This is a genomic window from Roseiarcus sp. (assembly GCF_049514155.1).
Taxonomy (GTDB): Bacteria; Pseudomonadota; Alphaproteobacteria; order Rhizobiales; family Beijerinckiaceae; genus Roseiarcus.
On the sequence record NZ_JBEKVH010000045.1, the window covers coordinates 1 to 23,733 of the forward strand.

A 23,733-nucleotide genomic window follows, 5' to 3' on the forward strand; every position below is an offset into this window, starting at 1 on the left:
TCGATCTCGTCGAGCAGCAGCACCGAATGCGGGTGCTGGTCGATCGCGTCGGTCAGCAGGCCGCCCTGGTCGAAGCCGACATAGCCGGGCGGCGCGCCGATCAGCCGCGAAACGGTGTGGCGCTCCATATACTCCGACATGTCGAAGCGAGTGAGCTCGAGGCCGAGGCTGGAGGCGAGCTGCCGCGCGGCTTCCGTCTTGCCGACGCCGGTCGGGCCGGAGAACAGATAGCAGCCGATCGGCTTCTCGGGATCGCGCAGGCCGGCGCGCGCGAGCTTGATCGCCGAAGCGAGCGCGCCGAGCGCAGCGTCCTGACCGTAGACGACGCGCTTCAGCGTCGCGTCGAGATGTTGCAGCACCTCGGCGTCGTCCTTTGAGACGGACTTCGGCGGGATGCGCGCCATCGAGGCGATCGTCGCCTCAATTTCCTTGATGCCGATGACTTTCTTGCGCTTGGCCTCGGCGACCAGCATCTGCGAGGCGCCGGTCTCGTCGATGACGTCGATCGCCTTGTCAGGCAGCTTGCGGTCGTGGATGTAGCGCGCCGACAGTTCGACCGCCGCCTTCACCGCCTCCTGGGTGTAGCGAACCTTGTGGAACTCCTCGAAATAGGGCTTGAGACCCTTGAGGATCTCCACCGTGTCGGGAACGCTCGGCTCGTGCACGTCGATCTTCTGGAAACGGCGCACCAGCGCGCGGTCCTTCTCGAAATACTGGCGGTATTCCTTGTAAGTGGTCGAGCCGATGCAGCGCAGCGACCCTTGCGCCAGGGCCGGCTTGAGCAGGTTGGAGGCGTCCATCGCCCCACCCGAAGTCGCGCCGGCGCCGATGACGGTGTGAATCTCGTCGATGAACAAGATCGCGTCCTTGTGTTGCTCGATCTCCTTCATCACCTGCTTCAGGCGCTCTTCGAAATCGCCGCGATAGCGCGTGCCGGCGAGCAACGCGCCCATGTCGAGGGCGAACACGGTCGCGCCGGCGAGCACTTCCGGCACCTCGCCGCCGACGATCTTGCGCGCGAGGCCTTCGGCGATCGCCGTCTTGCCGACGCCGGGATCGCCGACCAGCAGCGGGTTGTTCTTCTGCCGCCGGCACAGCACCTGGATGGTGCGCTGGACCTCGGCCTCGCGGCCAATCAGCGGATCGATGCGACCGTCGCGCGCCTTGCGATTGAGATTGACGCAATAGGCGTCGAGCGCGCCTTCCTTCTTCTTGCCCTCGGAGCCGTCCTTGGCCTCCTTCGACTCGCGCGCGTCCGCATCTTCGTCGACGCCGCGCGGGGTCCGCGACGGGTCTGAGAGACCGGCCCGCTTGGCGATGCCATGGCTGATGTAATTGACCGCATCGTAGCGGGTCATGTCCTGCTCTTGCAGGAAGTAGGCGGCGTGGCTCTCGCGCTCGGCGAAGATCGCCACCAGCACGTTGGCGCCCGTCACTTCCTCGCGGCCCGACGACTGGACGTGGATCGCCGCGCGCTGCACGACGCGCTGAAAGCCTGCAGTCGCCTTCGCCTCGTCGATCGTTTCGACGATCAAGTTGTCGAGATCGGTGTCGAGATATTGGATGACGTTCTTGCGCAGCTGGTCGAGATCGACGTTGCAGGCGCGCAGCACCGCCGCGGCGTCGGGATCGTCGATCAGGGCCAACAGCAGATGTTCGAGCGTCGCATATTCGTGGCGACGTTCGTTGGCGAGCGCCAGCGCCTTGCGAAGGGTCTTTTCGAGCGCGCGGGAGAATACCGGCATCAGACGCCTTTCATTTCTTTTCCATGATGCATTGCAGAGGATGCTGATTCTTGCGCGCGTGGTCCATCACCTGCGCGACCTTCGTCTCGGCGACCTCGTAGGTGTAGACGCCGCACTCGCCGACGCCGTTGTTGTGCACGTGGAGCATGATCTGGGTCGCCTCTTCCGGGGTCTTGTTGAAGAACGCTTGAAGAATGGCGATGACGAACTCCATCGGCGTATAGTCGTCGTTGAGCAGCAACACGCGGTACATATTCGGCCGCCGCGTCTGCGCGCGGGTGCGCGTGATGACGGCGGCGCCGACGCCAGGCACTTCCGGGGCGCGCCGAGGCTCGCGCGCCGCTTCGATCGCCGGCCGGTGCGTCGGAGCGGCGCGCGAAACCGAGAAGATGCGCGCGAGTCGCGCAATTCCGGCCCGGAACCGACTGACCAACGGATGCGGATCGGCGATCAAGTTCGACCTCGACAAACCTCACAGGCGGCGTGGCCGCGACATTTCGGGGGTTCGCCGCGATTCCCCACGATTCACATCTAGGCGCCGCACACTTCGGGCGCCAGAGGCGAAGCGACACAAACAAGGTTCGCCAATTTGCAACCGGCGCGCAAGTACGAATTTCGATCAGAGGCGCGCAACAAAAAAAGGGCCGGCGCGACGCCGACCCTGACATGTGAGAACAGTTACGCGGCCGCGCTTCGCGCGCCGCCGTTCGCTTGCGTCATTTGACCTGAAGCTTGGTGAACGCAGCCTCGACCGGCTTGAACGCTTCGGTCGCCAGCTTGATGTAAATTTCGTTGATCTTGTTCGCCTGTGCGACGAAGCCCTCGTAGATCGATTTCGCGTAGTCGGTCTGGATCTGCACCGCCGTCTCGACCGACTTCGCGCCGAGCAGCTTCTCCACCGTCGCCGAACTGGAGGCGAACGCCTTCTTCGAATAGTCGGACGACTCCGCGGCAATCTCCTGCAGACCCTTGGCGACGCTCGCGGCGGCCGTATTGACGGCGTCGAGATGCTGTTTGCTGAACTTCTGGAACTCTTCGAACGTCGGGGTGGTCATGGCGGAACCTCGTGCGCTTCGTTGCGGCGGCAGATGCGGACGCCGCGAAGCGACGGCGTCGATGGCTCGCAACATGTGCACTGCACAATGAACTGTCAAGAAGAATGTTGCGGTGCAACAAAAGGCCGCAGGCCTTGTTCCCCGCGGCCTGGAGCGAATTTTATCAATCGCTTAAGCAAGTTCGTCGCGTTTCGTGACGCCCCGCCCGCCCCTCGCTTCGCCTGTCCGATCAAAGCTTTGCTGCACAAAGTCGGCAAAACCGGGTCGGCGCGTTAACGCCGCCGTAACCGCGCCCGCATAGCCTTTCGAAGCGTATTCGCCGCGCAACAGTCCGTCTGTCGCGGCTGTTGCGCCGCGTCAGTTCAACAGGGCGTCCATGGTGTTGCGTGGCTCTCGGTCTTCCTCTTTCCCCCTCCTCACCATCGCCTCGGCGGCTTGCGCGGCGCTTGCGCTGCTGAGCCTGACCTCGACCCCCGCCGAGGCGCGATATTGGCGTCACTACCGCCACGCCGTTCATTACGCCGCGCGCGCCCCCGCGCCGGCCGACCCAGCCTTCGCGGCGCTCGTCGTCGACGCCAACGCCGGTCGCACGCTTTACGCCGCCAATGAGAACGAGCCGCGCCATCCCGCGTCGCTGACCAAGGTGATGACGCTCTACCTGCTGTTCGAACAGCTCGACAAAGGCGCGATGACCTTGCAGACGGAGCTTCCGATCTCCGAGCACGCCGCTGCGCAGGAGCCCTCGAAGCTCGGGCTCGAGCCAGGCGACACGATTTCCGTCGACGACGCCATCAAGGCGATCGTCACCCGCTCGGCCAACGACGTCGCCGTGGCGATCGCCGAAGCGATCGGCGGCGACGAGCCGCATTTCGCCGACATGATGACGCGCAAGGCGCATGCGCTCGGCATGTCGCGCACCCTCTACCGCAACGCCTCCGGCCTGCCCAACGACGAGCAGATCACCACCGCGCGCGACCTGACCATTCTCGCGCGCGCCACCGAGGAGCGCTTCCCGCGCTACTTCAAGTACTTCTCGACCCACGAGTTCGCGTACGGCGGCGAGATCATCGGCAATCACAATCACCTGCTCGGTCGCGTCGACGGCGTCGACGGCATCAAGACCGGCTACACCCGCGCTTCCGGCTTCAACCTTCTGACCTCGGTCCATCGTGACGGCCGCTCGCTGGTCGCAGTCGTGCTTGGCGGCCGCACCGCCGCGGCGCGTGACGTCTACATGGAAGGCTTGATCCGCGATCACTTCGCTCAGGCTTCCGATCGCGGCCACACCGCGCCGATGATCGCCGAGGCTGCGGCGCCGCCCGCCCCGCCGATCAAGCTCGCCAGCCTCGCCGTCCCTCCCGGCGCCATTTCGGCGCCGCCCGCTCGTTCCGCCGCCGGCGTGATCGAGGAAGGCGACGAGGATTCCGCGGAAGAAGCGCCGCCCACGCCCGCTGTCGCGACGGCGAAACCCGTCGTTGCGCCAGTCGCGACGAAGCCCGCCGCCGTCGCGCCCGCCGCCAAGCCCGTCGCGCCGGTCGCCGCCGCGCCGCGGACTGCGCCGACCGCCGTCGTCGCCGCAACGCCGCAGCAGCTCGGTTGGGTCAAGGGCCCCGATCCTGTCGCGAAGGGACCGTCGCGCGACGACGCCCCCGCCGCCGCCCCGGCGCCCCAAGCCAAAACGGCGACCACAATCGCCGCCGAGACCGCGCCAGCGCCGACCGATCATGGGGGTTGGATCATCCAGGTCGGCATCTCGGACGACGCCGCCAAGGCCAACGACCTGCTCGCCCGCGCGCGCGCCCAGACCCATCGGCAACTCGCTCAGGCGCGGCCGTTCACCGAGAAAGTCGCCAAGGGAGAGGACGTCTTCTACCGCGCCCGCTTCGCCGGCCTCGACTCGGCGAGCGCCGAGACCGCCTGCCGGTCGCTGAAGAAGAGCGGCTTCGCCTGTTTCGCAGCGCGCGACTGAGGAGCGTCACCCGTGTCCCAGCAGGACGTCCTTGGCTTCGTTGACTTGCGCCGCCAAAGCGGTCGGTCCGCCATGGTCTGGATGAAGCTTTTGCATCAGCGACCGGTGGGCGCGAATGATTTCCTCGGCGCTCGCGCCCTGCGCCAAGCCCAGGATCTGATACGCTTGGTCGCGCGTCATCGCCCCGCCGCGGTCGCCCCGCCGCCGCTCCTCGCTCTGACCCTCGTCTGCCTGACGCCAACCGGCAAACCGGCGGTCGAGATACGTTTCCAGTAGACGCGCCCCTTCCGGGTCGTCGCGGCGGCAATCCTCATAGAGCGCCAGGCACTCGCCGCGCGTCAGCAAATCGAGATCGCGTCCCTGCTGTGGGCCGGCGAGCACCGTGCCGGTCACCGCTCCGGTGTCCTGGTCGAGCCGCATCTCGATCGTCGCCGAACGCGCCGTCGCGACCCGACCTCGCCGCGGCCCGAAGCCGGCGGCGCCGAAGACCGAGGCGAGCCGCCCCCCCCGACCGAACAATCCGAGGCTCGTCGCGACGGCGGCGAGCGTCGCCGCGCCGGCGAAGTTGCCGCGTAGCAGCAGGAACGCCGCGATGGCGAAAACCGCCACCGCGCCGCCGTTGCGCACCGTCGCCGCGACGGAAGCCGGGCTCAGCCGCGCGAATCTGCGGATGCCCAACAGCAGCAGATAGAGGGCGAGAACTCCGGCGATCAGTGTCGGCATAAGCGAAATCGGTTCCCGAGGCGGCGGATCGCCGCGTCTCTTGTCACGCTTCGCGCATCTGTTCCAGCAGCGCGCGGGCGCAGCCGTCGCGGTCCGCCTGCGCCGCCAGCGCCGTCCGGCCGCCCGCCGCGTAGACGGCCGCCGCGCTCAGCAGCGCCTCGAGCCGCGCCGCGGCGCCGGCGTTGAAGGCCTCGTAAGCGCCGCCGGTCAGGCGGGCGATCTCCTTGAAGGCGCGGCGCGCGACGGGATCTGCGCCCTCCTGGAACATGAACGCCTTGACCCCGACCAGCGCCAGCTCGGCGGCGGTCGCCAGCAGCGGATCGACGCCCTCCTCCATCGCGTCGCCGACGAACACCAGGGCGCCGACCCGCGCCCGGCGCGCTTCGTCGCGCGCGTGGGCAAGCACGCGACGCAATTGAGTCGTCCCGCCTTGCACCGAAATTTGGCTCATCAGCTCTGCGAGCCCGGCGCCGCCGGAGACGAAGTTGGTCACGCGGCACTCGCCCATCCCACGAAAATAGGCGAGCTGGACGTCGAGACCGCCCAGGCGCGCCGCCGCCTCGAACATGCGGCCCTGCAGCGCCTGCGCCATGTCCCAGGTCGGTTGCCGGCTCATGGTCGCGTCGAGCGCGAAGATCAGCCGGCCGCGTCCGCTCGAAATCGGCGCCGGCGCGCGCTTCGCCGCTTCGACGAAGGCATCCACCGCCGAGCCGCCCTCGCGGCGCGCCGGCAGGACGCGATCCTGCTCGCCCATATGAAAACTCTCCCAGCGCCTGAAGCGCCGCCCCTTAAGATCGGTCGTCGAGCGCCGGGCCGCAAGGCCGGCGCGCATCTCCCTTAGAGCAGGCCGAGCTCGCCCAGCGTCCGACGCAGCTCCTCGGGCATCGCGGCAGCCCCGGCCCCCGCCGCTTCCAGATCGGGCGGCGCGTCCCTGTCGGCGAAATAGCGCCAACCTTGGAATGCGCGCATCGGCCTGGGCGCGACGGCGACAACCTTCGGCTCCATCCACAGCCGGCAGCGGCCGATCCCCGCCGCGTCGACGAATGGCTCGACCTCGAGCAGCCTTTGTCGCGCCGAGATCAGTCCCTTGATCACCCAATACAGCGAGCCGCCATCGACCAGCGCCTCGGCGCGCTTTGGCGTCATGCGGGTGACATGGGCGTGGCGCTGGAGCTCGCCGCGCCGGCGTCGTTCCGCCATACGGTCGGCGATCCACTCTTCGAGGTCGGCGATCGAATCCGCGCCGACGCAGAGTTTGATCAGATGCAGCGTCATCGCCGCCTTATCGCAAATCGACCACCGCGCGCGAAGCGCCGCGCCGGCGCCGCCCTGCGTTGACATAGGGAAACGTCAGGTTTGGCACGACGTTACGCCGCTATCCTCACCCTCGGCCGCAGAGTCGCGTCCGGCGCCGAGATTGGCTTTGTGCGCCGAACAGACCGTATTGTCGAGAACGAGAAGCGGATTGCGGAGGGACGCAATGAGTTGGGCGCGCGCGATTGCGGCGTTCGTCGCCGCGCTGATTGCCGGGCTCCTGTGGATCGTCGCGCACGACAGCAATGCCCTCGTCGGCGACGATTCCCCGGAACATCTCGACGCGACCTATCAGACCCTGTCGCTTGTCTGCCTCGTCAGGCCGTTGTGTCCGATTTCGAGCGACGCGCTCGACGATATGAAGGGCGCGCTCGCTGGACGCTCGGACGCGGAATACGGCCTCGCGCTGACGCTGCTGACCGGCGACGGCGTGCCGAGCGATCGCGCGGCCGGAATCGCCTGGATGGCGCGCGCCGCCGAACACGGCGAGCCCGGCGCGGCGCGCGACGTCAACGACCGGCTGCGCAACGGCGAGAACGTCGCGGTCGACGAGCGCCAGATCGCCTCCGCGTTGCAAAGGCGCGTCGACGCCGGCGACGCCGAGGCGATGCGGGCGCTCGGGCCGATGATCGTGCGCGGCCGCGGCGCCAAACAGGACCCGGCGGCCGGCGTCGCGCTGATGCGCCGCGCCTTCGATCTCGGCGCGACCGGCGCGGCCGCCGATCTCGCCCGTCTCTATCTTCTCGGCGCGCCCGGGTTGCCGACGGATCGCGTGCAGTCCCTCAATTGGATGCAGGCGGCGGCGCGGCGGGGCGATTCGGAGGCGATGTTGTCGATCGGCTATGCGGCGATGAACCCGCCCGGGACTTCGACCGACCGGGACCTGACGCTGAGTTATTGCTGGCTGATGCGCGCCGCCCTGCTCGACAATCCGCGCGCACAGGAGAAACTCAGTCTGACCTTCGAGCAAGGCGAGACCGACGGCCGAGTCGCGATCGCCGCCGATCTGGTCCAGGCCGATTATTGGTTCCGTCTCGCCGCGCGCAGTCCGTTCCATGATAATTCGCAGATCCGCGGCGCGATCGAGCCGAAGATGACCAGCGACGAGATGGACGCCGCCAAGCGCCTTGTCGACGCTTGGCGACCGCGCGAATTCGCCGAACTCAAGACGTTGCCGATCGTCCTGCCCGCGCCGGCTGGCGCGTCGCCGCGCCTTTGCCCGGCGTTGGGTTGAGGCAGGCCGTCGAGCGCCACGGCGAACTTTACTCCTCCGGCTCGCAATCGAAGCGCAGCGGATAGCCCTTGGCGGCGCCCGCCTCGGTGGCGCGCGCCGCTTTGGTCTCGGCGACGTCGCGCGCATAGACCGCCACGACGCAGGCGCCGAGCCGATGCGCGGTCAGCATCACCGCCTGGGCGCGCCCTTCGCCGAGGCGGAACTCGGTCTTCAGCACCGTGACAACAAAATCGCGCGGCGTGTAGTCATCGTTGAACAGGATCACCTTGTGCAGACGCGGCCGTTCGGTCTTGGCGACTGTCTTGGCCTTGGGAACGGCGACGGTCTCGCTCATCGCGCGGCTCCTTGCGTTTGGGCCAGCGCGCAGTTTCGCACGCACGAGCGCGAGCGTCTACGCTCGCCTCAGCGGGATCGGACGTAGTGCGAACAATGACGGCAATCGCTGCGACCGTCGCAGCCGCCCGGGCTGCGTTCGAACGCGGCGGCGAGTTCGCTTTCCGGCAGCGGTCGGCTGTGAAAATAGCCCTGCGTCTCGTCGCAGCCGGCCGAACGCAAGAGTTCGAATTGGTCGCAAGTCTCGACACCTTCGCCGGTCAACGCCAACCCGAGTTCCTTGGCGATTCGCGCCGCCGCGCGGATCACAGCCGCGCAGCGCGGATTGACCATCGCCTCGACGATGAAGGTGCGGTCGATCTTGAGTCGATCCAGCGGCAGTCGCGCCAGCGCCTGCATCGACGAGCCGTCGCCGCCGAAATCGTCGAGCGCGACGGTGACGCCGTAACTGCGCAGTGCGTTGAGGGTCGTCGCGACGGCGGCGAAGTCGTCAATGAGCGCGGATTGAACGATTTCGAGCTCGAGGCGGCGGGGGTCGAGGCGGCCTTGATCGAGAATGCTGCGGACGGTCCCGGCCAGCTTCGGCGATCTCAATTGCGCCGGAGAAAGGTTGACGGCGACCCGCAACCGAGCCGGCCACAGCGCAGCCGCGCGCGCGGCCTCGAGCAGCGCCCAGGCGCCGACGTCGTCGAACGCGGGCGAGCCTTCCGCGTCGCTGACGAAGCGCCCCGCGGCGAGTTCGCCGTAGCCGGGCCGCCGCCAGCGCAACAGCGCTTCGAATCCCGTCGTCGCGCCGCCCGCGACTGCCACCAGCGGCTGGAAATCGAGCCTCAGCTCCTCGTCCCTCAACGCCCGCCGCAGCGCCGCATCGATCCCCCCGCCGTCAGCCGCCGACGGGGCCCCGCCGGGCGGCGCGTCGAACGCTTGCGATTTCAGCTCAAAGGCGCGCATCGCGGCTTCGCGGGTCGGAGACATGCCCGCAATGGTTGCATTGCGCCGTATACAACCCGTTAATGGTTGCGCAGAATCTCGCCTATTCGTCGCCGGCGGCGATCGTCATCAGGCGCTGACCCTGTTCGACCAGGTCGCCGAGCTTGGCGGCGAGGCGCGTGACGCGGCCGGCGCGCGGCGCGACAAGCGCGTGCTCCATCTTCATCGCCTCGACCACCGCCAACCGTTGGCCGGCGACGACGACGTCGCCCTCCTCGACCGAAAGCGCGATCACCCGCCCGTGCATCGGCGCGGCGATCTCGCCCGTCTCCGCCTCGCGCCCGCCCGCGCCGCCGGCGAGCGGATCGACGCGCTCGACGCGGACTTGCCTGCCGCCGCAGAGGGCGTAGGCGGCGTCGCCGATCCTGATCACGTGCGGCGGCGGGCCTTCCGTGGCTGCGAAGCGGCCGTCGGCGAAGGCGATCACGCGCGCGCCGTCAGATTCGATCGCCGCCAGCCGCTCGACGTGACCGTCGACCAGGACCTCGAAGCCGACACGCCGCGGGGCCGACAACTCGAAGGAGTCGCCGACGCTCCAAGGATCGGCCCCAGCGTCCGGCGGCGGCGCGATCAGCGCCGCAGCGCCCGCTAGCACCGCGCGCGGGTCGGGCGGTCGCGGCTCGGCGCCCAGACGCGCCGCGTTGGCGTCGATGAAGCCGATGTCGACTCCGCCCGCCTCGACGGCGGCGTCGGCGAACAGCGCGTCGAGAAAAGCGAGATTGGTCTTTGGTCCGACCACCACCGCCTCGCCGAGCGCGGCGCGCAGACCGTCGAGCGCCGACGCGCGGTTGGGACCATGGACGATCAGCTTGGCGATCAGCGAATCGTAGAACGGCGTGACTTCGTCGTCGGCCTCGACGCCGGCGTCGACGCGCAGCGCAGGCCCCGCATCGAGCCGCAGCGCAAGGATGCGGCCAGGGCTCGGCAGGAAACCGGTCTCGGGATCTTCGGCGTTGAGGCGCGCCTCGATCGCCGCGCCGGTGCGGCGGATCTCACTCTGCTCCAGCGGCAGCGTTTCGCCGGCGGCGACGCGAAATTGCCACTCGACCAGGTCGAGGCCGGTGATCGCTTCGGTGACCGGATGCTCGACCTGCAGCCGCGCGTTCATTTCGAGGAAATAGAAGCTGTCCGGCCCGAGGCCGCGCGCCGCATCGACGAGGAACTCGACCGTGCCGGCGCCGACGTAACCAACCGCGCGCGCCGCGGCGACGGCCGCTTCGCACATCGCCTCACGCGTCGCCTCGGGCAGGCCGGGCGCGGGACTCTCCTCGACCACTTTCTGACGCCGGCGCTGCAGCGAGCAATCGCGCTCGAACAGATGGACGACGTCGCCGTGACGGTCGCCGAACACCTGCACTTCGATGTGACGCGCCGCGGCGACGAATTTCTCGATCAGCACCCGCGGATCGCCAAACGCGCCGACCGCCTCGCGCGCCGCCGCCTCCAGCGCCGATTCGAACTCGACATGGGCGTCGACCCGGCGCATCCCGCGCCCGCCGCCGCCGGCGACCGCCTTGATCAGCACCGGATAACCGATCTCGTACGCTTTCTCCTTGAGGAATTTCGGGCTCTGGTTGTCGCCGTAATAGCCGGGCGCGACAGGAACGCCGAGCTTGGCCATCAGCGCCTTGGCGGCGTGCTTGAGACCCAGCGTCCGCATCGCCGCCGGCGACGGCCCGACGAAGACGAGCCCGGCCTTGCCGCACAGCTCGGCGAAATCGGCGTTCTCGGACAGGAATCCGTAACCCGGATGGACGCATGCGGCCCCGACCCGCTGCGCCAGCGCGACGATCGCCTCGCCGTCAAGATAACCCTCCGCGCCGGCGCCGATCTCGTGCGCCTCGTCGGCGAGGCGCGTGTGCAACGCGCCGCGGTCGGCCGGCGTCGCCAGCGCGATCGTGCGCATGCCGAGCCGCCGCGCCGTGCGGACGACGCGGCAGGCGATCTCGCCGCGATTGGCGATAAGCACGTTGGCGAACATGGCGGTCCCCAGCCGGGGCGAGGTTACAGCGGCCGGCGCCGAGATGGCCAGCGGCGACGCCTATGGCGGGACCCGCTTCGCGCAACTACCTTGGTCGCATGGCGGCGCCTACCCCCCTTGAGGAATTCGTCGATCGGCATCGGCGGCTGTTCGTCCTAACCGGCGCCGGCTGCAGCGTGAACTCGGGCATTCCCGACTATCGCGACGCCGACGGCGGCTGGAAGCGCGCGCCGCCGGTCACCTTCCAGGCCTTCATCGGCCAGGAGGCGACCCGCCGGCGCTATTGGGCGCGCAGCCTGATCGGCTGGCGACGCGTCGACTGCGCTAGGCCGAACGACGCCCATCGCGCCTTGGCGCGGCTCGAGGCGAAGGGCAAAAGCGAAATCCTGCTGACCCAGAATGTCGACCGCCTGCATCAGGCCGCCGGCAGCGAAGCGGTGATCGACCTCCACGGTCGCCTCGACCGCGTCCGCTGCATGGGCTGCGGATGGGTCTCGCCGCGCCAGGACTTGCAGAACGAGCTGGCGCGGCTCAACCCACAGTGGCTCGCGCACGACGCCGCCGTTGCGCCCGACGGCGACGCTGAACTGGACGGCGTCGACTTCTCCGACTTCGCCGTCCCCGCGTGCGCGCGCTGCGGCGGCATGCTCAAGCCCGACGTCGTGTTCTTCGGCGAGAACGTGCCGCGGCCGCGTGTCGAGGCGGCGACGCGCCATCTCGAGGAGGCGGACGCGATGCTGATCGTCGGCTCGTCGCTGATGGTCTATTCCGGCTTCCGTTTCGTCGAGATGGCCGTCCGCGCCGGCAAGCCCGCCGCCGCGATCAACCTCGGCCGCACGCGCGCCGATCCCCTGCTGGCGCTGAAGGTCGAGGCGAGCTGCGACGCGGCGCTCGCCTTTCTCCTGCCGCCTTCGGGCAAGGAAGCGCGCCTCACATCCTGAACACGCCGAACCGCGTCGGCTTGATCGGCGCGTTGAGGCAAGCGGAGAAGGCGAGGCTCAGCACGCGCCGCGTCTCGCCGGGCGCGACGACGCCGTCGTCCCACAGCCGCGCGGTGGCGAAGTAGGGCGAGCCTTCGCTGTCGTAACGGGCGCGGATCGGCGCTTTGAACGCCTCTTCTTCGTCGGCCGGCCAGCTCTCGCCCCGCGCCTCGAGCCCGTCGCGCTTGATCGTCGCCAGCACGCTCGCCGCCTGCTCGCCGCCCATCACGCTGATGCGCGCGTTCGGCCAGGCGAACAGGAAGCGCGGGCCGTAGGCGCGGCCGCACATGCCGTAATTGCCGGCGCCGAACGAGCCGCCGACGATGAGCGTGATCTTCGGCACGGCGGCGCAGGCGACGGCGGTGACCAGCTTCGCGCCGTCCTTGGCGATGCCGCCCGCCTCGTATTTCCGCCCGACCATGAAGCCCGAGACGTTTTGCAGGAATAGCAGCGGAATCCCGCGTTGCGCGCACAACTGGACGAAATGCGCCCCTTTAAGCGCGCTCTCGGAAAACAGCACGCCGTTGTTGGCGACGACGCCGATCAGCATGCCGGAGAGCCGCGCAAACCCTGTCACCAGCGTCGTTCCGTAGCGCGCCTTGAACTCGTCGAACTCGGAGCCGTCGACCAGCCGGGCGATGAACTCGCGCACGTCGTATTGTTTGCGCAGGTCGACCGGGACGATCGCGTCGAGCTCGTCGACCGGATAGATCGGTTCGCGCGCGGCGACGATGTCGTAAGCCGCTTTCGGCGGCCGGTTGAGATTGGCGACGGCGCGGCGCGCCAGCGCGAGCGCCTGCGCGTCGTCGCGCGCCAGCGTGTCGGCGACGCCGGAGACCCGCGTGTGCAGATCGCCGCCGCCGAGTTCCTCGGCCGAGACGGTCTCGCCGGTCGCGGCTTTGACCAGCGGCGGACCGCCAAGGAAGATCGTTCCCTGGTTCTCGACGATGATCGTCTCGTCGGCCATCGCCGGAACATAGGCGCCGCCGGCGGTGCAGGAGCCGAGCACCACCGCGATCTGGGCGATCCCCTGCGCCGACATGCGCGCCTGGTTGAAGAAGATGCGGCCGAAGTGGTCGCGGTCGGGGAAGACCTCGGCCTGATGCGGCAGGTTGGCGCCCCCGGAATCGACGAGATAGACGCAGGGCAGACGGTTCTCTTCGGCAATCTCCTGCGCGCGCAGATGCTTCTTGACCGTCATCGGATAATAGGCGCCGCCCTTGATGGTCGGATCGTTGGCGACGATCATCGCCTCGCGCCCCTGGATGCGGCCGATCCCCGCCACCATGCCGGCGCCGTGCACGTCGCCCTCGTACATGCCGAAGGCGGCGAGCGCGCCGATCTCGAGGAACGGCGAGCCGGGATCGATGAGCCTCGCCACGCGATCGCGTGCGGCGAGCTTGCCGCGCGAAAGGTGGCGCTCGCGCGCCTTGGCCGAGCCGCCTCCAGCAGCGGCGGCGCGGCGGTCGGCGAGTTCGCCGATGAGGGCGCGCCAGGCGGCGCGGTTGGCGGCGTCGGCGGCCGGATCGGACCGCGGCGCGCTGGCGATCACCACCATGACGGAAGTTCTCCACAAATGGCGTTGGCTCGAGGCGCGACGGCGGCGCGGGTCATGACGACGCGACCGGCGCAGCGACGGGCGCAGCTTGGCGAACCGGCCGGGTGTCGTGGATGCGCGCGTAGTTGACGCGACGCGTGCCGTTCTCGTCGAGGCTGTGAATGTCGACGAATTCGTGGCCGGGGCGCAGGTCGCGGGCTGCGAACGTATGACGCGTGTGCACCGTCTGGGCCGAGGTGTCGTCGTAGCCGGTGATGACGAGAACGAAATTGAGATTGCTGGCCACGAGTTCGTCCATCGCGAAGCCGGAGAGCGGACTGTCGGCGTCGATCGGGTGAAAGAGCGTCCAGCTCAACGCCAGCGCCGGGTTCTCGCTCTTCGCCAGACGCAACGGCTGGAAGCCGACGAAGCGCCGGCCTTCCCTCGACACGGTTGCGCCCAGCATCCAGAGCTTCGCGGTCGCCTCCGAGATGAACGCGTTGCGCGCGTTGGCGACGCGAAAGATCAAGGTTGGCTGTCCGTCATGATCGGCGACAACCGGATTTCGGGCAAAGATCAGCTGCGCCCGCGGCCGCGAGAACCGGGCGAAGGTGAGCCCGGTCATCAGCGCGATCAGCACGACGGCGATGAACCCTTCGACGGTCGCGACGACGTGGCCGTAGAAGGTCTGCGGATGCATGTCGCCGTAGCCGACGGTCGAACTCGTCTCGACGCTGAAGAAGAACAGGTCGTAGAAGCTGCCGGACTTCGCATTGGCGATCGGGTCGTCGCCGAGCGCGTAGAAACTGGCGAACGCAAAGTTGAGCGCCACAAAGGCGCCGGCGATCGTGGCGAAGAACGCCGGCCAGCTCGCCGTCATCGAATTGTGGTAGAAATCCTTCCACAGGCCGTGCTCGAGGCCCTCCGCGATGATGCGTCCGCCGCCGATGTTGCGCACGCGCGTGCGCGGCCCGCGCCAGCGGCGCGTCAGCCACACGAGCGCACGAGTCAAATCGCGTCGTATTTTTCGATGCGCCATTCTTCCGCCTCGGCGTCGGCGATCCAGGCCTTCCACGCCGGCAGCGCCATCACCGCCGACATGTAGTCGCGCGTTCCGCGCGAAACCGGGACGTCGTAGACATGGAAGCGGCTGACGACCGGGGCGTACATCGCGTCGGCGGCGCTGAAGCGGCCGAACAGGAACGGGCCGGCCTTACCGAACGTCTTGCGCGCAAACGCCCAGGCCGCTTCGATCCGCGCGACATCGGCTTGGACCGCCTCGGTCAGCGCGATTCTACGCACCCGACGACGGAAATTCGTCGGGCAATGTTGGCGCAAGGCCTGGAAGCCGGCGTGCATCTCAGCGGCGAGCGCGCGCGCGTGCGCCCGCGCCACCCTGCCGCGCGGCCAGATCGCCTTCTCAGGAAAAGTCTCGGCGACATATTCCACGATCGCCAGCGACTCCCACACGGTGATCGGCCCGTCGATCAGCGCTGGGCATTTGCCGCTCGGCGAATGCTCGAGGATCAGGGACCGCGTCTCGGGCAGGTCGAGCGGGATCACCGTCTCCTCGAACGGGATCTTGAAATGCGCGAGCAGAATCCACGCCCTGAGCGACCACGACGAATAGGCCTTGTTGGCGACGATCAGCTTCAACGGCATCGGCGCGCCCCTCTCCTTCACGCTGCTTGTTCCTGCGGCGGGCCGCTGCGGGCTGTCAAGGGCGCGGCAGGCGGCGCTTGACCGCGCCCGGCCCCGGCCGCATGAGGCCGGCGATGACCAGCGCCGCCGCCCGCCCCGATTCGCCAAGCCTCGAAGAGGTCATTCTCGCGCTCTGCGCCGAGGCGGGTCCCGGCCAGTCGATCAATCCGACCGACGCCGCTCAGGGCTACGCCGCCGCGCGCGGCGAGGACGCGCTTGCCTGGCGCGGCCATCTGCCGGGGGTGCGCGCAGCCGCTGTCCGGCTCGCCGAGGCCGGCCGGCTCGTCATCTTTCGCAAGGGCAAGCCCGCCGATCCCCGCGACTTCCGCGGTGTCTACCGTCTCGGCGCGCCGAGGGTCGAGTAGACCTCACGGGCCAGGAAACCAGGAGTCGATGCGGCCGGTAAGGCGGTAGGCGAGCAAGCCGACCCACTCGTGGGCGGCGAGGTCGAATAGCGCCAGGCCGCGCGGCAGACTGACGTTCAAGCGCCAATCGCTGCGTCCGCCCTCAGTGCGATAGTCGACCGGATCGGCGATCGCTGCGAAACCCGACTTGCGGAACAGTCCCATCGCCCGCGGCATGTGATAGGCGGACGTGACGACCAGCCAAGTCTGGTCAGATTCGGGGTGGACGATCGCCGCCGTGAAGCGCGCGTTCTCGTCAGTGTTGCGCGAGCGCGATTCGAGCGTGATGCGCTGCGGGTCGACGCCCATCGCGACGAGCAGGCGGCGGGCGTCTTCCGCCTCGCTCGACGGACGACCGAGCAGGGAATTGCTGCCGCCGGAGTAGACGATCCGCGCCGAGGGGTAGCGACGGGCGAGGATCGCCGCCTCGGTCAGGCGCTCCGCGCCTTCATCGAAGGTCGTCTGACCGCGCGCGCGGGTGATCTCGTCGTCGATGGCGCCGCCGAGCACGACGACGCCGTAGGGCGGCGGCAGGCTGCCGGGCGGCGCGGGGAAGCGGTTCTCCAACGGCGCAATCAAAAGCGCGCCCGTGGGCGCGGCGCCGATAACCAGCAGAACGGCGAGACAGCCGAGCGCCAGGAGCTGACCGCCGCGGCGCGCCGAGAAGGCGGCGCCAATCAGCGCGCCGAGCATGAGCAGCGCGCTGGGCGCGGCGAAGAACCACAGCGCCTTCGAAGCGATGAAGAACATCTGGGGCCGCCCTCCCGATTCAGCGAAGCGCGTGGGCGTGGGCGGCTTGCGAGTGGGCGATCACGAAGCGCCGCGTCGCCGTGACGATCGCCGCCTTGACCGCGGCGCGGCCGCCGCCTTCGGCGGCGACTTCGCCGAGCGGCGGGAAGACGAAGCCGAGCGGCCCGCCGGGCGCCGCGCCGCGCTCGCGCCAATAGGCGTCGTAATCCGCATGCTTCGAGGCGTCGCGCTGGCGCTCAAGCACGTGGTGACGATTGGCGATGGCGTGAACGGCCGTCGCTCCGACCGCCTTGGCGAACGCGCGGGCGGCAAGCAGGGTCGCATCCTTCGGCCGCAGGCCGTGAAGCTCGCGGGTGGCGTCTATCACATCGCGCTTGTGGCCGACCCGCGGCCCCTGCAGCCCGCCGATGAGCACGGCAAGCTCGCCGTCGACACGGGCGAACGCGAGCGACAGGCGGCTAACCGGCTCCTCGTGGCCGCGTTTGACGAGAAAGATCGCCAGCTCCCCCTCGCGCTGCATCGAAACGCGGGTGGAGGCGGCGATCGCCAGGTGGTAGACGCTCCCCTTTCGCGCCGCGAGGTCGGCGATGAAGATCGGCTCGCCGGCGCAGACGCGCCGCACGCACTCGCGCGAAAAGAGCTGGCGAAACAGGTGGTAGTGCCCGCGCAGGACGTCCAGCCGCCCCTCCGGTCCGAGCCTGAGGTGGATATAGCTGCGCACCGGCTTGAGGAGCACCCGCGCCGGGGGCGACCCCGCCTCGAACGCGCTGTGGTAGCGGCGGATGAAGCGCGCCCAACGCGTCGACACGATCGGCGACAGCAGCGACCGCAGCAGATAGAGCCGCATCGCCTTGTCGCGACGCGCGGCCGGCGAAGGCGAACCCGGCGCGACAAAAGCGGGAGCGTAGTTCGTCAAGGCAGATTTGGCGCGGCGGCGAAGCCGGTCCTCAAAAAGGTTGTGGCCAAACGATCGCCGATCGAAGTGAAGGTTTTGCTTACGTCCGGGCTGTCGCGGCGGCGGCGAACAAAACCGAGAATAACGGCCGCATCGTGGCCGATGTAACGAAGGCGCCGCTGCAGCGATCGCGCCGTCTTGTTCGCGCCCGCGGCTTCGCCTAGCGTGCCCGCCCGCCGCGACGAGGTGAGCATGTCTTTCAGCCCGACCGTCATTGAATCCATCGGAAATACGCCGCTCATCAAGTTGCGGGCCGCCTCGGCGGCGACGGGCTGCACGATCCTCGGCAAGGCTGAGTTCATGAACCCCGGCGGCTCGGTCAAAGACCGCGCCGCCCTCGCGATCGTGCGCGACGCGATGGCGCGCGGGATGCTGCGGCCAGGAGGGGTCATCGTCGAAGGCACCGCCGGCAACACCGGCATTGGCATCGGCATGGTCGCTGCGGCGCTCGGGTTCCGCAGCGTGATCGTCATCCCCGACACCCAGGCGCAGGAAAAGAAAGACATGCTGCGGATGGTCGGGGCCGAGTTGATCGAAGTGCCGGCGGCGCCCTACTCCAACCCGAACAACTACGTTAGGTATTCGGGGCGACTCGCTGAAATGCTTGCCAAAACGGAACCGCATGGTGCGGTATGGGCCAACCAGTTCGACAACGTCGCCAACCGCCGTGGCCATTACGAAACCACCGGCTCGGAGATCTGGGAGCAGACCCAGGGGCGCATCGACGGCTTCGTCAGCGCGGTCGGCACCGGCGGCACGCTGGCAGGGGTCGCCATGGCGCTCAAAGAGCGCGACAAGCGGGTCAAGATCGCGCTGGCCGACCCCTATGGCGCGTCGCTCTACGCCTATTACACCCGCGGCGTGCTCGAGAGCGAAGGCTCTTCGGTCACCGAGGGCATCGGCCAATCGCGCGTCACCGCCAATCTCGAGGCTGCGCCGGTCGACTTCGCTTATCGCATTCCCGACGACGAGGCGCTGCGCCTCATCTTCGACCTCGTCGAACAGGAAGGATTGCTGCTCGGCGGCTCGTCGGGGATCAACATCGCCGGGGCGATTCGGCTGGCGCGCGAGCTTGGTCCCGGCCGCACGATCGTGACCATGCTGTGTGATTCGGGGGCCCGCTACGCCTCCAAGCTGTTCAACCCGGCCTTTCTGCGCGAGAAGAATCTGCCGGTGCCGAACTGGCTCACCCGCCGCGCCGTCATCCCGCAGGCCTTTCTGTGACGACCCGCCTCCTTTTCCGTGACGAGCCCTACCGGCGCGAGGCCGAAGCGCGCGTGCTCGCCGCCTCGCCGACGGGCGTCGCGCTCGACGCGACCGTGTTCTATCCGCGCGGCGGCGGCCAGCCCGGCGACGGTGGAAAATTGGCCCTCGCCGACGGGACCGAGATCGAGATCCTCGACACGGTCTACGGCGCCGACCGGCTGACGATCCTCCACGCGCCCGCGCCGGGCGCGCGGCTGCCCGCGGTCGGCGAAAGCGTCGTCGCGCGCCTCGACTGGGAGACGCGCTACAAGCGCATGCGCGCCCACACCGCCCTGCACCTGCTCAGCGTCGTCCTGCCCTACCCGGTCACCGGCGGCGCGGTCGGGGACGGCGATGGGCGGCTCGATTTCGATTCGGGCGACGCGGTCGTCGACAAGAGCGACGTCGAAGCGCGCCTCAATGCCCTGATCGCCGCCGACGCCGAGGTGCGCACGCGCTGGATCAGCGACGAGGAGCTCGACGCCAATCCAGGCCTGGTCAAGACGATGTCGGTCAAGCCGCCGACCGGGGCTGGTCGCGTGCGGCTGGTCGAGATCGTCGGCCACGACCTCCAGCCCTGCGGCGGCACCCATGTCGCGCGCACCGGCGAGATCGGCCGCGCGATCGTCGTCGGCGTCGAGAAAAAAGGCCGGATCAACCGACGTGTGCGCATCGCCCTTGAGGCCGCGGGCGTTTAAAGCGCATTTCGCTGAAGGAGCCTCTGCTCATGACCCGCGAGAATTTCGTCACTTGCGATTGGCTGGCCGCCCGTCTCGGCGAACCGGAGCTCGGAATCGTCGACGGGTCGTGGCACCTGCCGCCGACCGGACGCGTGGGTTCGGAGGAGTTTCGCCTTGCCCACATCCCCGGCGCGGTATTCTTCGACATCGACGCGATCGCCGACACGTCGACCGGTCTGCCGCACATGCTGCCCGACGAGACGAAGTTCGCCGACGAGATGACGACGCTGGGCTTGGGCGACGGCATGCGCTTCGTCGTCTACGATTCCCCCGGCCTGTTCGCCGCTGCGCGGGTGTGGTGGACCCTGCGCGCTTTCGGCGCCGAGGACGTCGCGATTCTCGACGGCGGCCTGCCGCAATGGCGGCGCGAAGGCCGCCCGATCGAATCCGGCGACGCGCATCCGCGCCCGCGTTCCTTCACGCCGCGCCTCAACCGCGCCTTCGTCGCCTCGCTCGACGACGTGCGGCGGACGCTGGCGGCGGGCTCGGCCCAGGTTGTCGATGCGCGGCCGGCCGACCGCTTCGAAGGCCGCGCGCCCGAGCCGCGGCCGGGCGTTCGCAGCGGCCACATCCCCGGCAGCCTCAACCTGCCGTTCGTCGAGATCGTCGAGCACGGCCGGCTCAAGCGCGGCGCGGCGCTCAATCAGGCCTTCGCCGCCCGCGGGCTTGATCTCTCCAAGCCCGTCGTCACGACCTGCGGCTCGGGCGTCACCGCCGCCGTCCTAGCCCTGGCGGTCGAGGAGGCGGGCGGCCAAGTCGCCGGACTCTACGACGGGTCCTGGTCCGAATGGGGCGCGCGCGCCGATTGTCCGGTCGCGACCGGCCCGGCGACGACGTCCTGACGCGACGCCCGCAGGCCGACATCGCCGAAACGGCGATGGAAATTAAAACATTTCTTAGTTCGGTTCTGCGGACCACCGGTTATCAATGGCATGGGGGGTGAACGACCTTGAAGCGTCCGCCCAGGCGGATACAGGGAGGCGTCATGCGGCTGACCGTAGAATTTCTCGATTCTTTGCGCTGTCCGGAAGGACGCCGCGACAAGATGGTCTTCGACGACAAGCAGGCAGGTCTCGGCGTCCGCGTCACCTCGAGCGGAAGAAAGACCTATCTCGCCCAGTACACGCGCGCCGGCGTCCGCCGACGTATCCCGCTTGGCTCCTGCTCGGCGATCTCGCTCGATGACGCGCGCGAAGCCGTGCGCAAGATCATGGCCGACGTCGCCAACGGCCGCGACCCGGCGCTCGAACGCAAGGCGGCGCGCCAGAGCGGCAAGCCGGTCGAGGCGGCGGGCGCGCCGCCGGTCGACGCCTGGTTCGACTGAGGCGCACGATCGCGATCGTCCCGGAAGGGTCAGTTCTGGACCTGGCCGGAGGCTTGCTCAATGCGGACCTGGGCGTGCACCTGCGCCTCGGCGCCGCTGGAATGGCCGAGGCGGAACGGCGCCGCGCCGAGGCCGTCGAACCCGACGGCGACTCTGACATAGCGCGCGTCGGCGCAGAGCTTGTGAACCGGATCGAAGGCGATCCAACCGAGGCCGGGCGCCTCGGCCTCGGCCCAGGCGAACAAGCCCTCGGGCGGCGGCGCGTCATCGGCGAGATAGCCGCTGACGAACCGGGCGGGAATTTCGAGTCCGCGCGCGCAAGCGATAAAGACATGGGCGAATTCGCGCGCGTCGCCGCGCCTGAGCGCAAACGCTTCCGCCGCCCCGCCCCGCGTCTCGTGCTCTGAGGGCTTGTAGGCCATCGCCGCGTGCACCGCCGCCATCAGCCGATGCAATCGCTCGAGCCGATCTGCCGTCGAGCCGACGGCGTCGGCGGCGAAGTCGCGCAGCGCGCCATTGGCTTGGGCGAGCGGGCTCGCGCGCAGGAACATCGCGGTCGGCAGCGGCTCGACCGCGCCGCGCACGACCCCGACGGCGTCGCCGGTCTCGACCTCGCCGACCGCCGAGACGGTGAAGCGCTCGAGATGGTTCGGATGGGAGAAAGCGTGCACGACGTTGCCGAGCGAATCCTCGCAGCGCCGCAGCGCCCCGTCGACGTCGACCGACAGTCGCCAGCGCAATACGTATTGGGAATCGAAGCTGCGCGGCGTCAGTCGCAGGTTCTGCACCAACGCGCGCGCCGGCGGAGAAAAGGCGTAGGTTGTCTGATGATCGATGAAGATGCGCATGCTTGGGTTGACTTGGCTTCGCCGCCGTCCTGGCGCGATCAGACAAACAGGTACTGCTCGGAGATCGTGTCGGCGAGGCGGGAGTTGTCCTCGATGAAGTCGGTGATGAATTCGTGCAGGCCGCTCTGAAAGATATCGTCCATGCCGGCGCGCTCCAGCGCGGCCAGCGTCGTGCGCGCCTTGCGTTGCGCCAGTCCGGAACGTCCGTCCTCGCGCGCCAGCGAGTCCAGGGACGAGTCGATGCCGACGTAGCAGGCGATCAGCGAGCGCGGCATCGCCGGCTTGAGGATGAGCAGGTCGGCGATCAGCCACGGCTTGACCCGATCGCGATAGACCCAGTGATAGGCCGTCGCCGCCGAGACCGCGCGCAGGATCGCCACCCACTGGAAATAGTCGAGCGAGCCGCCGACCGCCTCGTTGGACGGCAGCAGCAGATGGTACTTTACGTCGAGCAGCCGCGCCGTGTTGTCGGCGCGCTCGACGAACACGCCGAGGCGGTTGAACCAATAGGCGTCGTTGCGCAACATCGTGCGGTAGCAGGAGCCGTCGAAGTCGAGCGACGCCTTCTTGACGTAGTCGAGGAAGCGGGTCAGCGCCTCGCGGTCGAGATCCTTGCCCGGCCGGCGCCTGGCCTCGAAGCGCTTGAGCTCGAGCCAAGCGTCGTTGATCGCCGTCCAGGTCTCGACGGTGAGCGCGGTGCGCACCGCGCGGCCGTTGGCGCGCGCGTTCTCGAGGCAGTTGCAGATCGAGGACGGATTTCCGCGATCGAAAGTGAGGAAGTCGATCGCGCTCGCTTCGTCGATGCGCTCGCGCTCGACAATATAGGCTTCGTAGGCGCCGACCGCGTTGAGCGTCCCCTCCCATTCGATGGCGGGGTCTTCGACGCCGGAGCGGGGCAGGTATTCGAGCCTGAGCGTGGCCTCGATCATGCGAGCGGTGAAGTCGGCGCGCTCCATCTGGCGGGCGAGCCAAAACAGGTTGTCGGCGGTGCGGGCGAGCATGGGGTCAACCTTCCGCGCCGGAATCGTCGTCGACCACCCAAGTGTCCTTGGTGCCGCCGCCCTGGCTCGAATTGACCACCAGCGAGCCTTGCGTCAGCGCGACCCGGGTGAGGCCGCCCGGCACGATGCGAACGCCGTCGGTTCCGGTCAGCACGAACGGTCTGAGGTCGACGTGGCGGGGCGATACCCCGCTCTCGAACGAAGCCGGGCAGGTCGACAGCGCCAGCGTCGGCTGGGCGATGTAATTGGCCGGGTCCGCTTTCAGCTTGCCGGCGAACAACTCGCGCTGGGCGACGGTCGCGTGGGGGCCGACCAGCATGCCATAGCCGCCTGAACCGTTGACTTCCTTGACGACCAGCTGGTCGAGCCGTTCGAGTACGAATTTGAGCGCATCGGGCTCGCGGCAGCGGTAAGTCGGCACGTTTTGCAGGATCGGTTCCTCGCCGAGATAGAAGCGCACCAGGTCGGGCACGTAGCTGTAGATCGCCTTGTCGTCGGCGACGCCGGTGCCGATTGCATTGGCAAGCGTCACATTGCCTGCCAAATAGGCGCCGAGCAGGCCCGGCACCCCGAGCAGCGATTCGGGATTGAACGCCAGCGGATCGAGGAATTCGTCGTCCACCCGACGATAGATCACGTCGACCCGCTTCGGGCCGAGGGTCGTGCGCATGTAGACGACATCCTCGTCGACGAACAGGTCGCGCCCCTCGACCAGCTCGACGCCGAGCTTGTCGGCGAGAAACGAGTGTTCGTAGTAGGCGGAATTGAACGCGCCAGGGGTCAGCAGGACGATCGTCGCCTCCGCGCCAGGGCGCGGCGTCGCCGAACGCAGGCAGGCGAGCAACTGGTCGGGGTAGTCGTCGACCGGGGCGACGCGGTGGCGGGCGAACAGGTCGGGCATCAG

26 protein-coding genes are annotated in these 23,733 nt (G+C 68.7%); 8 read left to right on the forward strand and 18 right to left on the reverse strand.

Translation table 11 applies throughout. The features are described 5' to 3' along the window. From ABSF49_RS08770 to ABSF49_RS08780, 3 genes are all read right to left on the reverse strand, one after another. Positions 1-1,745 (reverse strand): AAA family ATPase (locus ABSF49_RS08770; RefSeq protein ID WP_424112264.1); only part of this gene is annotated, 1,745 nt, incomplete at its 3' end. A 10-nt stretch (positions 1,746-1,755) separates the two neighbouring features. Further along, on the reverse strand, positions 1,756-2,094 hold the full coding sequence (gene clpS / locus ABSF49_RS08775) for an ATP-dependent Clp protease adapter ClpS (protein ID WP_424112287.1): 339 nt from the start codon (positions 2,092-2,094) through the stop codon (positions 1,756-1,758). Between the two features lie 367 nt (positions 2,095-2,461). Then, a complete protein-coding gene (locus tag ABSF49_RS08780; RefSeq protein WP_424112265.1) occupies positions 2,462-2,800 on the reverse strand; it encodes a phasin family protein in 339 nt (112 codons plus the stop codon). Between the two features lie 379 nt (positions 2,801-3,179). On the opposite strand from ABSF49_RS08780, the gene ABSF49_RS08785 reads away from it, so the two are divergent. After that, positions 3,180-4,769 (forward strand): serine hydrolase, encoded by a 1,590-nt coding sequence (locus tag ABSF49_RS08785; RefSeq protein ID WP_424112266.1) that lies wholly within the window; start codon positions 3,180-3,182, stop codon positions 4,767-4,769. A 6-nt stretch (positions 4,770-4,775) separates the two neighbouring features. Here ABSF49_RS08785 and ABSF49_RS08790 read toward each other — a convergent pair whose 3' ends face one another. The 3 genes from ABSF49_RS08790 to ABSF49_RS08800 all read right to left on the reverse strand — a co-directional run bounded on the left by ABSF49_RS08790 (position 4,776) and on the right by ABSF49_RS08800 (position 6,767). Further along, the gene (locus ABSF49_RS08790) at positions 4,776-5,492 is read right to left on the reverse strand and encodes a DnaJ domain-containing protein (protein ID WP_424112267.1); all 717 of its coding nucleotides are present in this window, start codon (positions 5,490-5,492) and stop codon (positions 4,776-4,778) included. 43 nt (positions 5,493-5,535) lie between these two features. Beyond that, on the reverse strand, positions 5,536-6,246 hold the full coding sequence (locus tag ABSF49_RS08795; protein ID WP_424112268.1) for a VWA domain-containing protein: 711 nt from the start codon (positions 6,244-6,246) through the stop codon (positions 5,536-5,538). An 83-nt stretch (positions 6,247-6,329) separates the two neighbouring features. After that, positions 6,330-6,767, reverse strand: a complete 438-nt coding sequence (locus ABSF49_RS08800; protein ID WP_424112269.1) for a DUF1489 family protein — start codon at positions 6,765-6,767, stop codon at positions 6,330-6,332. A 205-nt stretch (positions 6,768-6,972) separates the two neighbouring features. Here ABSF49_RS08800 and ABSF49_RS08805 point away from each other — a divergent pair, with 205 nt between their 5' ends. Continuing rightward, a complete protein-coding gene (locus ABSF49_RS08805) occupies positions 6,973-8,040 on the forward strand; it encodes a tetratricopeptide repeat protein (RefSeq protein WP_424112270.1) in 1,068 nt (355 codons plus the stop codon). Positions 8,041-8,068: 28 nt separating this feature from the next. Here the strand turns inward: ABSF49_RS08805 and clpS (ABSF49_RS08810) are convergent, their stop codons facing one another. The 3 genes from clpS (ABSF49_RS08810) to ABSF49_RS08820 form a co-directional block, all read right to left on the reverse strand. Further along, complete coding sequence (gene clpS, locus ABSF49_RS08810; RefSeq protein WP_424112271.1) at positions 8,069-8,374, reverse strand: ATP-dependent Clp protease adapter ClpS; 306 nt, start codon at positions 8,372-8,374, stop codon at positions 8,069-8,071. A gap of 68 nt (positions 8,375-8,442) precedes the next feature. Further along, a complete protein-coding gene (locus ABSF49_RS08815) occupies positions 8,443-9,324 on the reverse strand; it encodes an EAL domain-containing protein (protein WP_424112272.1) in 882 nt (293 codons plus the stop codon). Positions 9,325-9,406: 82 nt separating this feature from the next. Beyond that, entirely contained in the window at positions 9,407-11,344 is a 1,938-nt protein-coding gene (locus ABSF49_RS08820) for an ATP-binding protein (RefSeq protein WP_424112273.1), read from the reverse strand. Positions 11,345-11,406: 62 nt separating this feature from the next. On the opposite strand from ABSF49_RS08820, the gene ABSF49_RS08825 reads away from it, so the two are divergent. Then, positions 11,407-12,285, forward strand: coding sequence for an NAD-dependent protein deacetylase (locus ABSF49_RS08825; protein ID WP_424112274.1), 879 nt, complete (start codon positions 11,407-11,409; stop codon positions 12,283-12,285). On the opposite strand, the gene ABSF49_RS08830 is transcribed toward ABSF49_RS08825, so the two are convergent. The 3 genes from ABSF49_RS08830 to ABSF49_RS08840 are packed head-to-tail and all read right to left on the reverse strand — an operon-like array spanning position 12,275 to position 15,523. Continuing rightward, positions 12,275-13,882 (reverse strand): carboxyl transferase domain-containing protein, encoded by a 1,608-nt coding sequence (locus ABSF49_RS08830; RefSeq protein ID WP_424112275.1) that lies wholly within the window; start codon positions 13,880-13,882, stop codon positions 12,275-12,277. The genes ABSF49_RS08825 and ABSF49_RS08830 overlap by 11 nt on opposite strands. A gap of 52 nt (positions 13,883-13,934) precedes the next feature. Further along, a complete protein-coding gene (locus tag ABSF49_RS08835; RefSeq protein ID WP_424112276.1) occupies positions 13,935-14,873 on the reverse strand; it encodes an ion channel in 939 nt (312 codons plus the stop codon). Next, complete coding sequence (locus tag ABSF49_RS08840; RefSeq protein ID WP_424112288.1) at positions 14,870-15,523, reverse strand: glutathione S-transferase family protein; 654 nt, start codon at positions 15,521-15,523, stop codon at positions 14,870-14,872. Before ABSF49_RS08840 ends, ABSF49_RS08835 begins: the two co-directional genes overlap by 4 nt. A gap of 113 nt (positions 15,524-15,636) precedes the next feature. Between ABSF49_RS08840 and ABSF49_RS08845 the strand changes: the two genes are divergently transcribed. Further along, the gene (locus tag ABSF49_RS08845) at positions 15,637-15,927 is read left to right on the forward strand and encodes a DUF3253 domain-containing protein (RefSeq protein WP_424112277.1); all 291 of its coding nucleotides are present in this window, start codon (positions 15,637-15,639) and stop codon (positions 15,925-15,927) included. Between the two features lie 3 nt (positions 15,928-15,930). On the opposite strand, the gene ABSF49_RS08850 is transcribed toward ABSF49_RS08845, so the two are convergent. From ABSF49_RS08850 to ABSF49_RS08860, 3 genes are read right to left on the reverse strand one after another with little or no spacing between them, the layout of a single operon-like run. Then, positions 15,931-16,716, reverse strand: a complete 786-nt coding sequence (locus tag ABSF49_RS08850; protein ID WP_424112278.1) for a YdcF family protein — start codon at positions 16,714-16,716, stop codon at positions 15,931-15,933. Between the two features lie 19 nt (positions 16,717-16,735). After that, on the reverse strand, positions 16,736-17,632 hold the full coding sequence (locus ABSF49_RS08855; protein ID WP_424112279.1) for a DUF535 family protein: 897 nt from the start codon (positions 17,630-17,632) through the stop codon (positions 16,736-16,738). After that, positions 17,629-17,973, reverse strand: coding sequence for a hypothetical protein (locus ABSF49_RS08860; RefSeq protein WP_424112289.1), 345 nt, complete (start codon positions 17,971-17,973; stop codon positions 17,629-17,631). The genes ABSF49_RS08855 and ABSF49_RS08860 overlap by 4 nt, the downstream gene beginning before the upstream one ends. Here ABSF49_RS08860 and ABSF49_RS08865 point away from each other — a divergent pair. The 4 genes from ABSF49_RS08865 to ABSF49_RS08880 all read left to right on the forward strand — a co-directional run bounded on the left by ABSF49_RS08865 (position 17,864) and on the right by ABSF49_RS08880 (position 20,980). Beyond that, complete coding sequence (locus ABSF49_RS08865; RefSeq protein WP_424112280.1) at positions 17,864-18,895, forward strand: cysteine synthase A; 1,032 nt, start codon at positions 17,864-17,866, stop codon at positions 18,893-18,895. The two genes, ABSF49_RS08860 and ABSF49_RS08865, sit on opposite strands and share 110 nt — an antisense overlap. Continuing rightward, positions 18,892-19,614 carry an alanyl-tRNA editing protein gene (locus ABSF49_RS08870; RefSeq protein WP_424112281.1) on the forward strand — a complete coding sequence of 241 codons (723 nt, stop codon included), beginning with the start codon at positions 18,892-18,894 and terminating at the stop codon, positions 19,612-19,614. Before ABSF49_RS08865 ends, ABSF49_RS08870 begins: the two co-directional genes overlap by 4 nt. 29 nt (positions 19,615-19,643) lie before the next feature. Continuing rightward, positions 19,644-20,498 (forward strand): 3-mercaptopyruvate sulfurtransferase, encoded by an 855-nt coding sequence (sseA, locus tag ABSF49_RS08875; protein WP_424112282.1) that lies wholly within the window; start codon positions 19,644-19,646, stop codon positions 20,496-20,498. 143 nt (positions 20,499-20,641) lie between these two features. After that, a complete protein-coding gene (locus tag ABSF49_RS08880) occupies positions 20,642-20,980 on the forward strand; it encodes an Arm DNA-binding domain-containing protein (RefSeq protein ID WP_424112283.1) in 339 nt (112 codons plus the stop codon). Between the two features lie 29 nt (positions 20,981-21,009). On the opposite strand, the gene ABSF49_RS08885 is transcribed toward ABSF49_RS08880, so the two are convergent. From ABSF49_RS08885 to ABSF49_RS08895, 3 genes are all read right to left on the reverse strand, one after another. Beyond that, positions 21,010-21,828, reverse strand: a complete 819-nt coding sequence (locus ABSF49_RS08885) for a transglutaminase family protein (RefSeq protein WP_424112284.1) — start codon at positions 21,826-21,828, stop codon at positions 21,010-21,012. Between the two features lie 38 nt (positions 21,829-21,866). Beyond that, on the reverse strand, positions 21,867-22,829 hold the full coding sequence (locus tag ABSF49_RS08890) for an alpha-E domain-containing protein (RefSeq protein WP_424112285.1): 963 nt from the start codon (positions 22,827-22,829) through the stop codon (positions 21,867-21,869). 4 nt (positions 22,830-22,833) lie between these two features. Next, positions 22,834-23,733: circularly permuted type 2 ATP-grasp protein (locus ABSF49_RS08895; protein ID WP_424112286.1), on the reverse strand; the 900-nt coding region annotated here is incomplete at its 5' end.

Coding starts and splice junctions, on each gene's coding strand:
- ABSF49_RS08890 (WP_424112285.1), bottom strand. CDS start 22,829: ATGCTCGCCCGCACCGCCGACAACCTGTTTTGGCTCGCCCGCCAGATG.
- ABSF49_RS08840 (WP_424112288.1), bottom strand. CDS start 15,523: ATGCCGTTGAAGCTGATCGTCGCCAACAAGGCCTATTCGTCGTGGTCG.
- clpS (WP_424112271.1), bottom strand. CDS start 8,374: ATGAGCGAGACCGTCGCCGTTCCCAAGGCCAAGACAGTCGCCAAGACC.
- ABSF49_RS08780 (WP_424112265.1), bottom strand. CDS start 2,800: ATGACCACCCCGACGTTCGAAGAGTTCCAGAAGTTCAGCAAACAGCAT.
- ABSF49_RS08805 (WP_424112270.1), top strand. CDS start 6,973: ATGAGTTGGGCGCGCGCGATTGCGGCGTTCGTCGCCGCGCTGATTGCC.
- ABSF49_RS08830 (WP_424112275.1), bottom strand. CDS start 13,882: ATGGTGGTGATCGCCAGCGCGCCGCGGTCCGATCCGGCCGCCGACGCC.
- ABSF49_RS08880 (WP_424112283.1), top strand. CDS start 20,642: ATGCGGCTGACCGTAGAATTTCTCGATTCTTTGCGCTGTCCGGAAGGA.
- ABSF49_RS08790 (WP_424112267.1), bottom strand. CDS start 5,492: ATGCCGACACTGATCGCCGGAGTTCTCGCCCTCTATCTGCTGCTGTTG.
- ABSF49_RS08825 (WP_424112274.1), top strand. CDS start 11,407: ATGGCGGGACCCGCTTCGCGCAACTACCTTGGTCGCATGGCGGCGCCT.
- ABSF49_RS08795 (WP_424112268.1), bottom strand. CDS start 6,246: ATGGGCGAGCAGGATCGCGTCCTGCCGGCGCGCCGCGAGGGCGGCTCG.
- ABSF49_RS08820 (WP_424112273.1), bottom strand. CDS start 11,344: ATGTTCGCCAACGTGCTTATCGCCAATCGCGGCGAGATCGCCTGCCGC.
- ABSF49_RS08845 (WP_424112277.1), top strand. CDS start 15,637: ATGACCAGCGCCGCCGCCCGCCCCGATTCGCCAAGCCTCGAAGAGGTC.
- ABSF49_RS08800 (WP_424112269.1), bottom strand. CDS start 6,767: ATGACGCTGCATCTGATCAAACTCTGCGTCGGCGCGGATTCGATCGCC.
- ABSF49_RS08860 (WP_424112289.1), bottom strand. CDS start 17,973: ATGAACTCAGCCTTGCCGAGGATCGTGCAGCCCGTCGCCGCCGAGGCG.
- sseA (WP_424112282.1), top strand. CDS start 19,644: ATGACCCGCGAGAATTTCGTCACTTGCGATTGGCTGGCCGCCCGTCTC.
- ABSF49_RS08885 (WP_424112284.1), bottom strand. CDS start 21,828: ATGCGCATCTTCATCGATCATCAGACAACCTACGCCTTTTCTCCGCCG.
- ABSF49_RS08815 (WP_424112272.1), bottom strand. CDS start 9,324: ATGCGCGCCTTTGAGCTGAAATCGCAAGCGTTCGACGCGCCGCCCGGC.
- ABSF49_RS08865 (WP_424112280.1), top strand. CDS start 17,864: ATGTCTTTCAGCCCGACCGTCATTGAATCCATCGGAAATACGCCGCTC.
- ABSF49_RS08850 (WP_424112278.1), bottom strand. CDS start 16,716: ATGTTCTTCATCGCTTCGAAGGCGCTGTGGTTCTTCGCCGCGCCCAGC.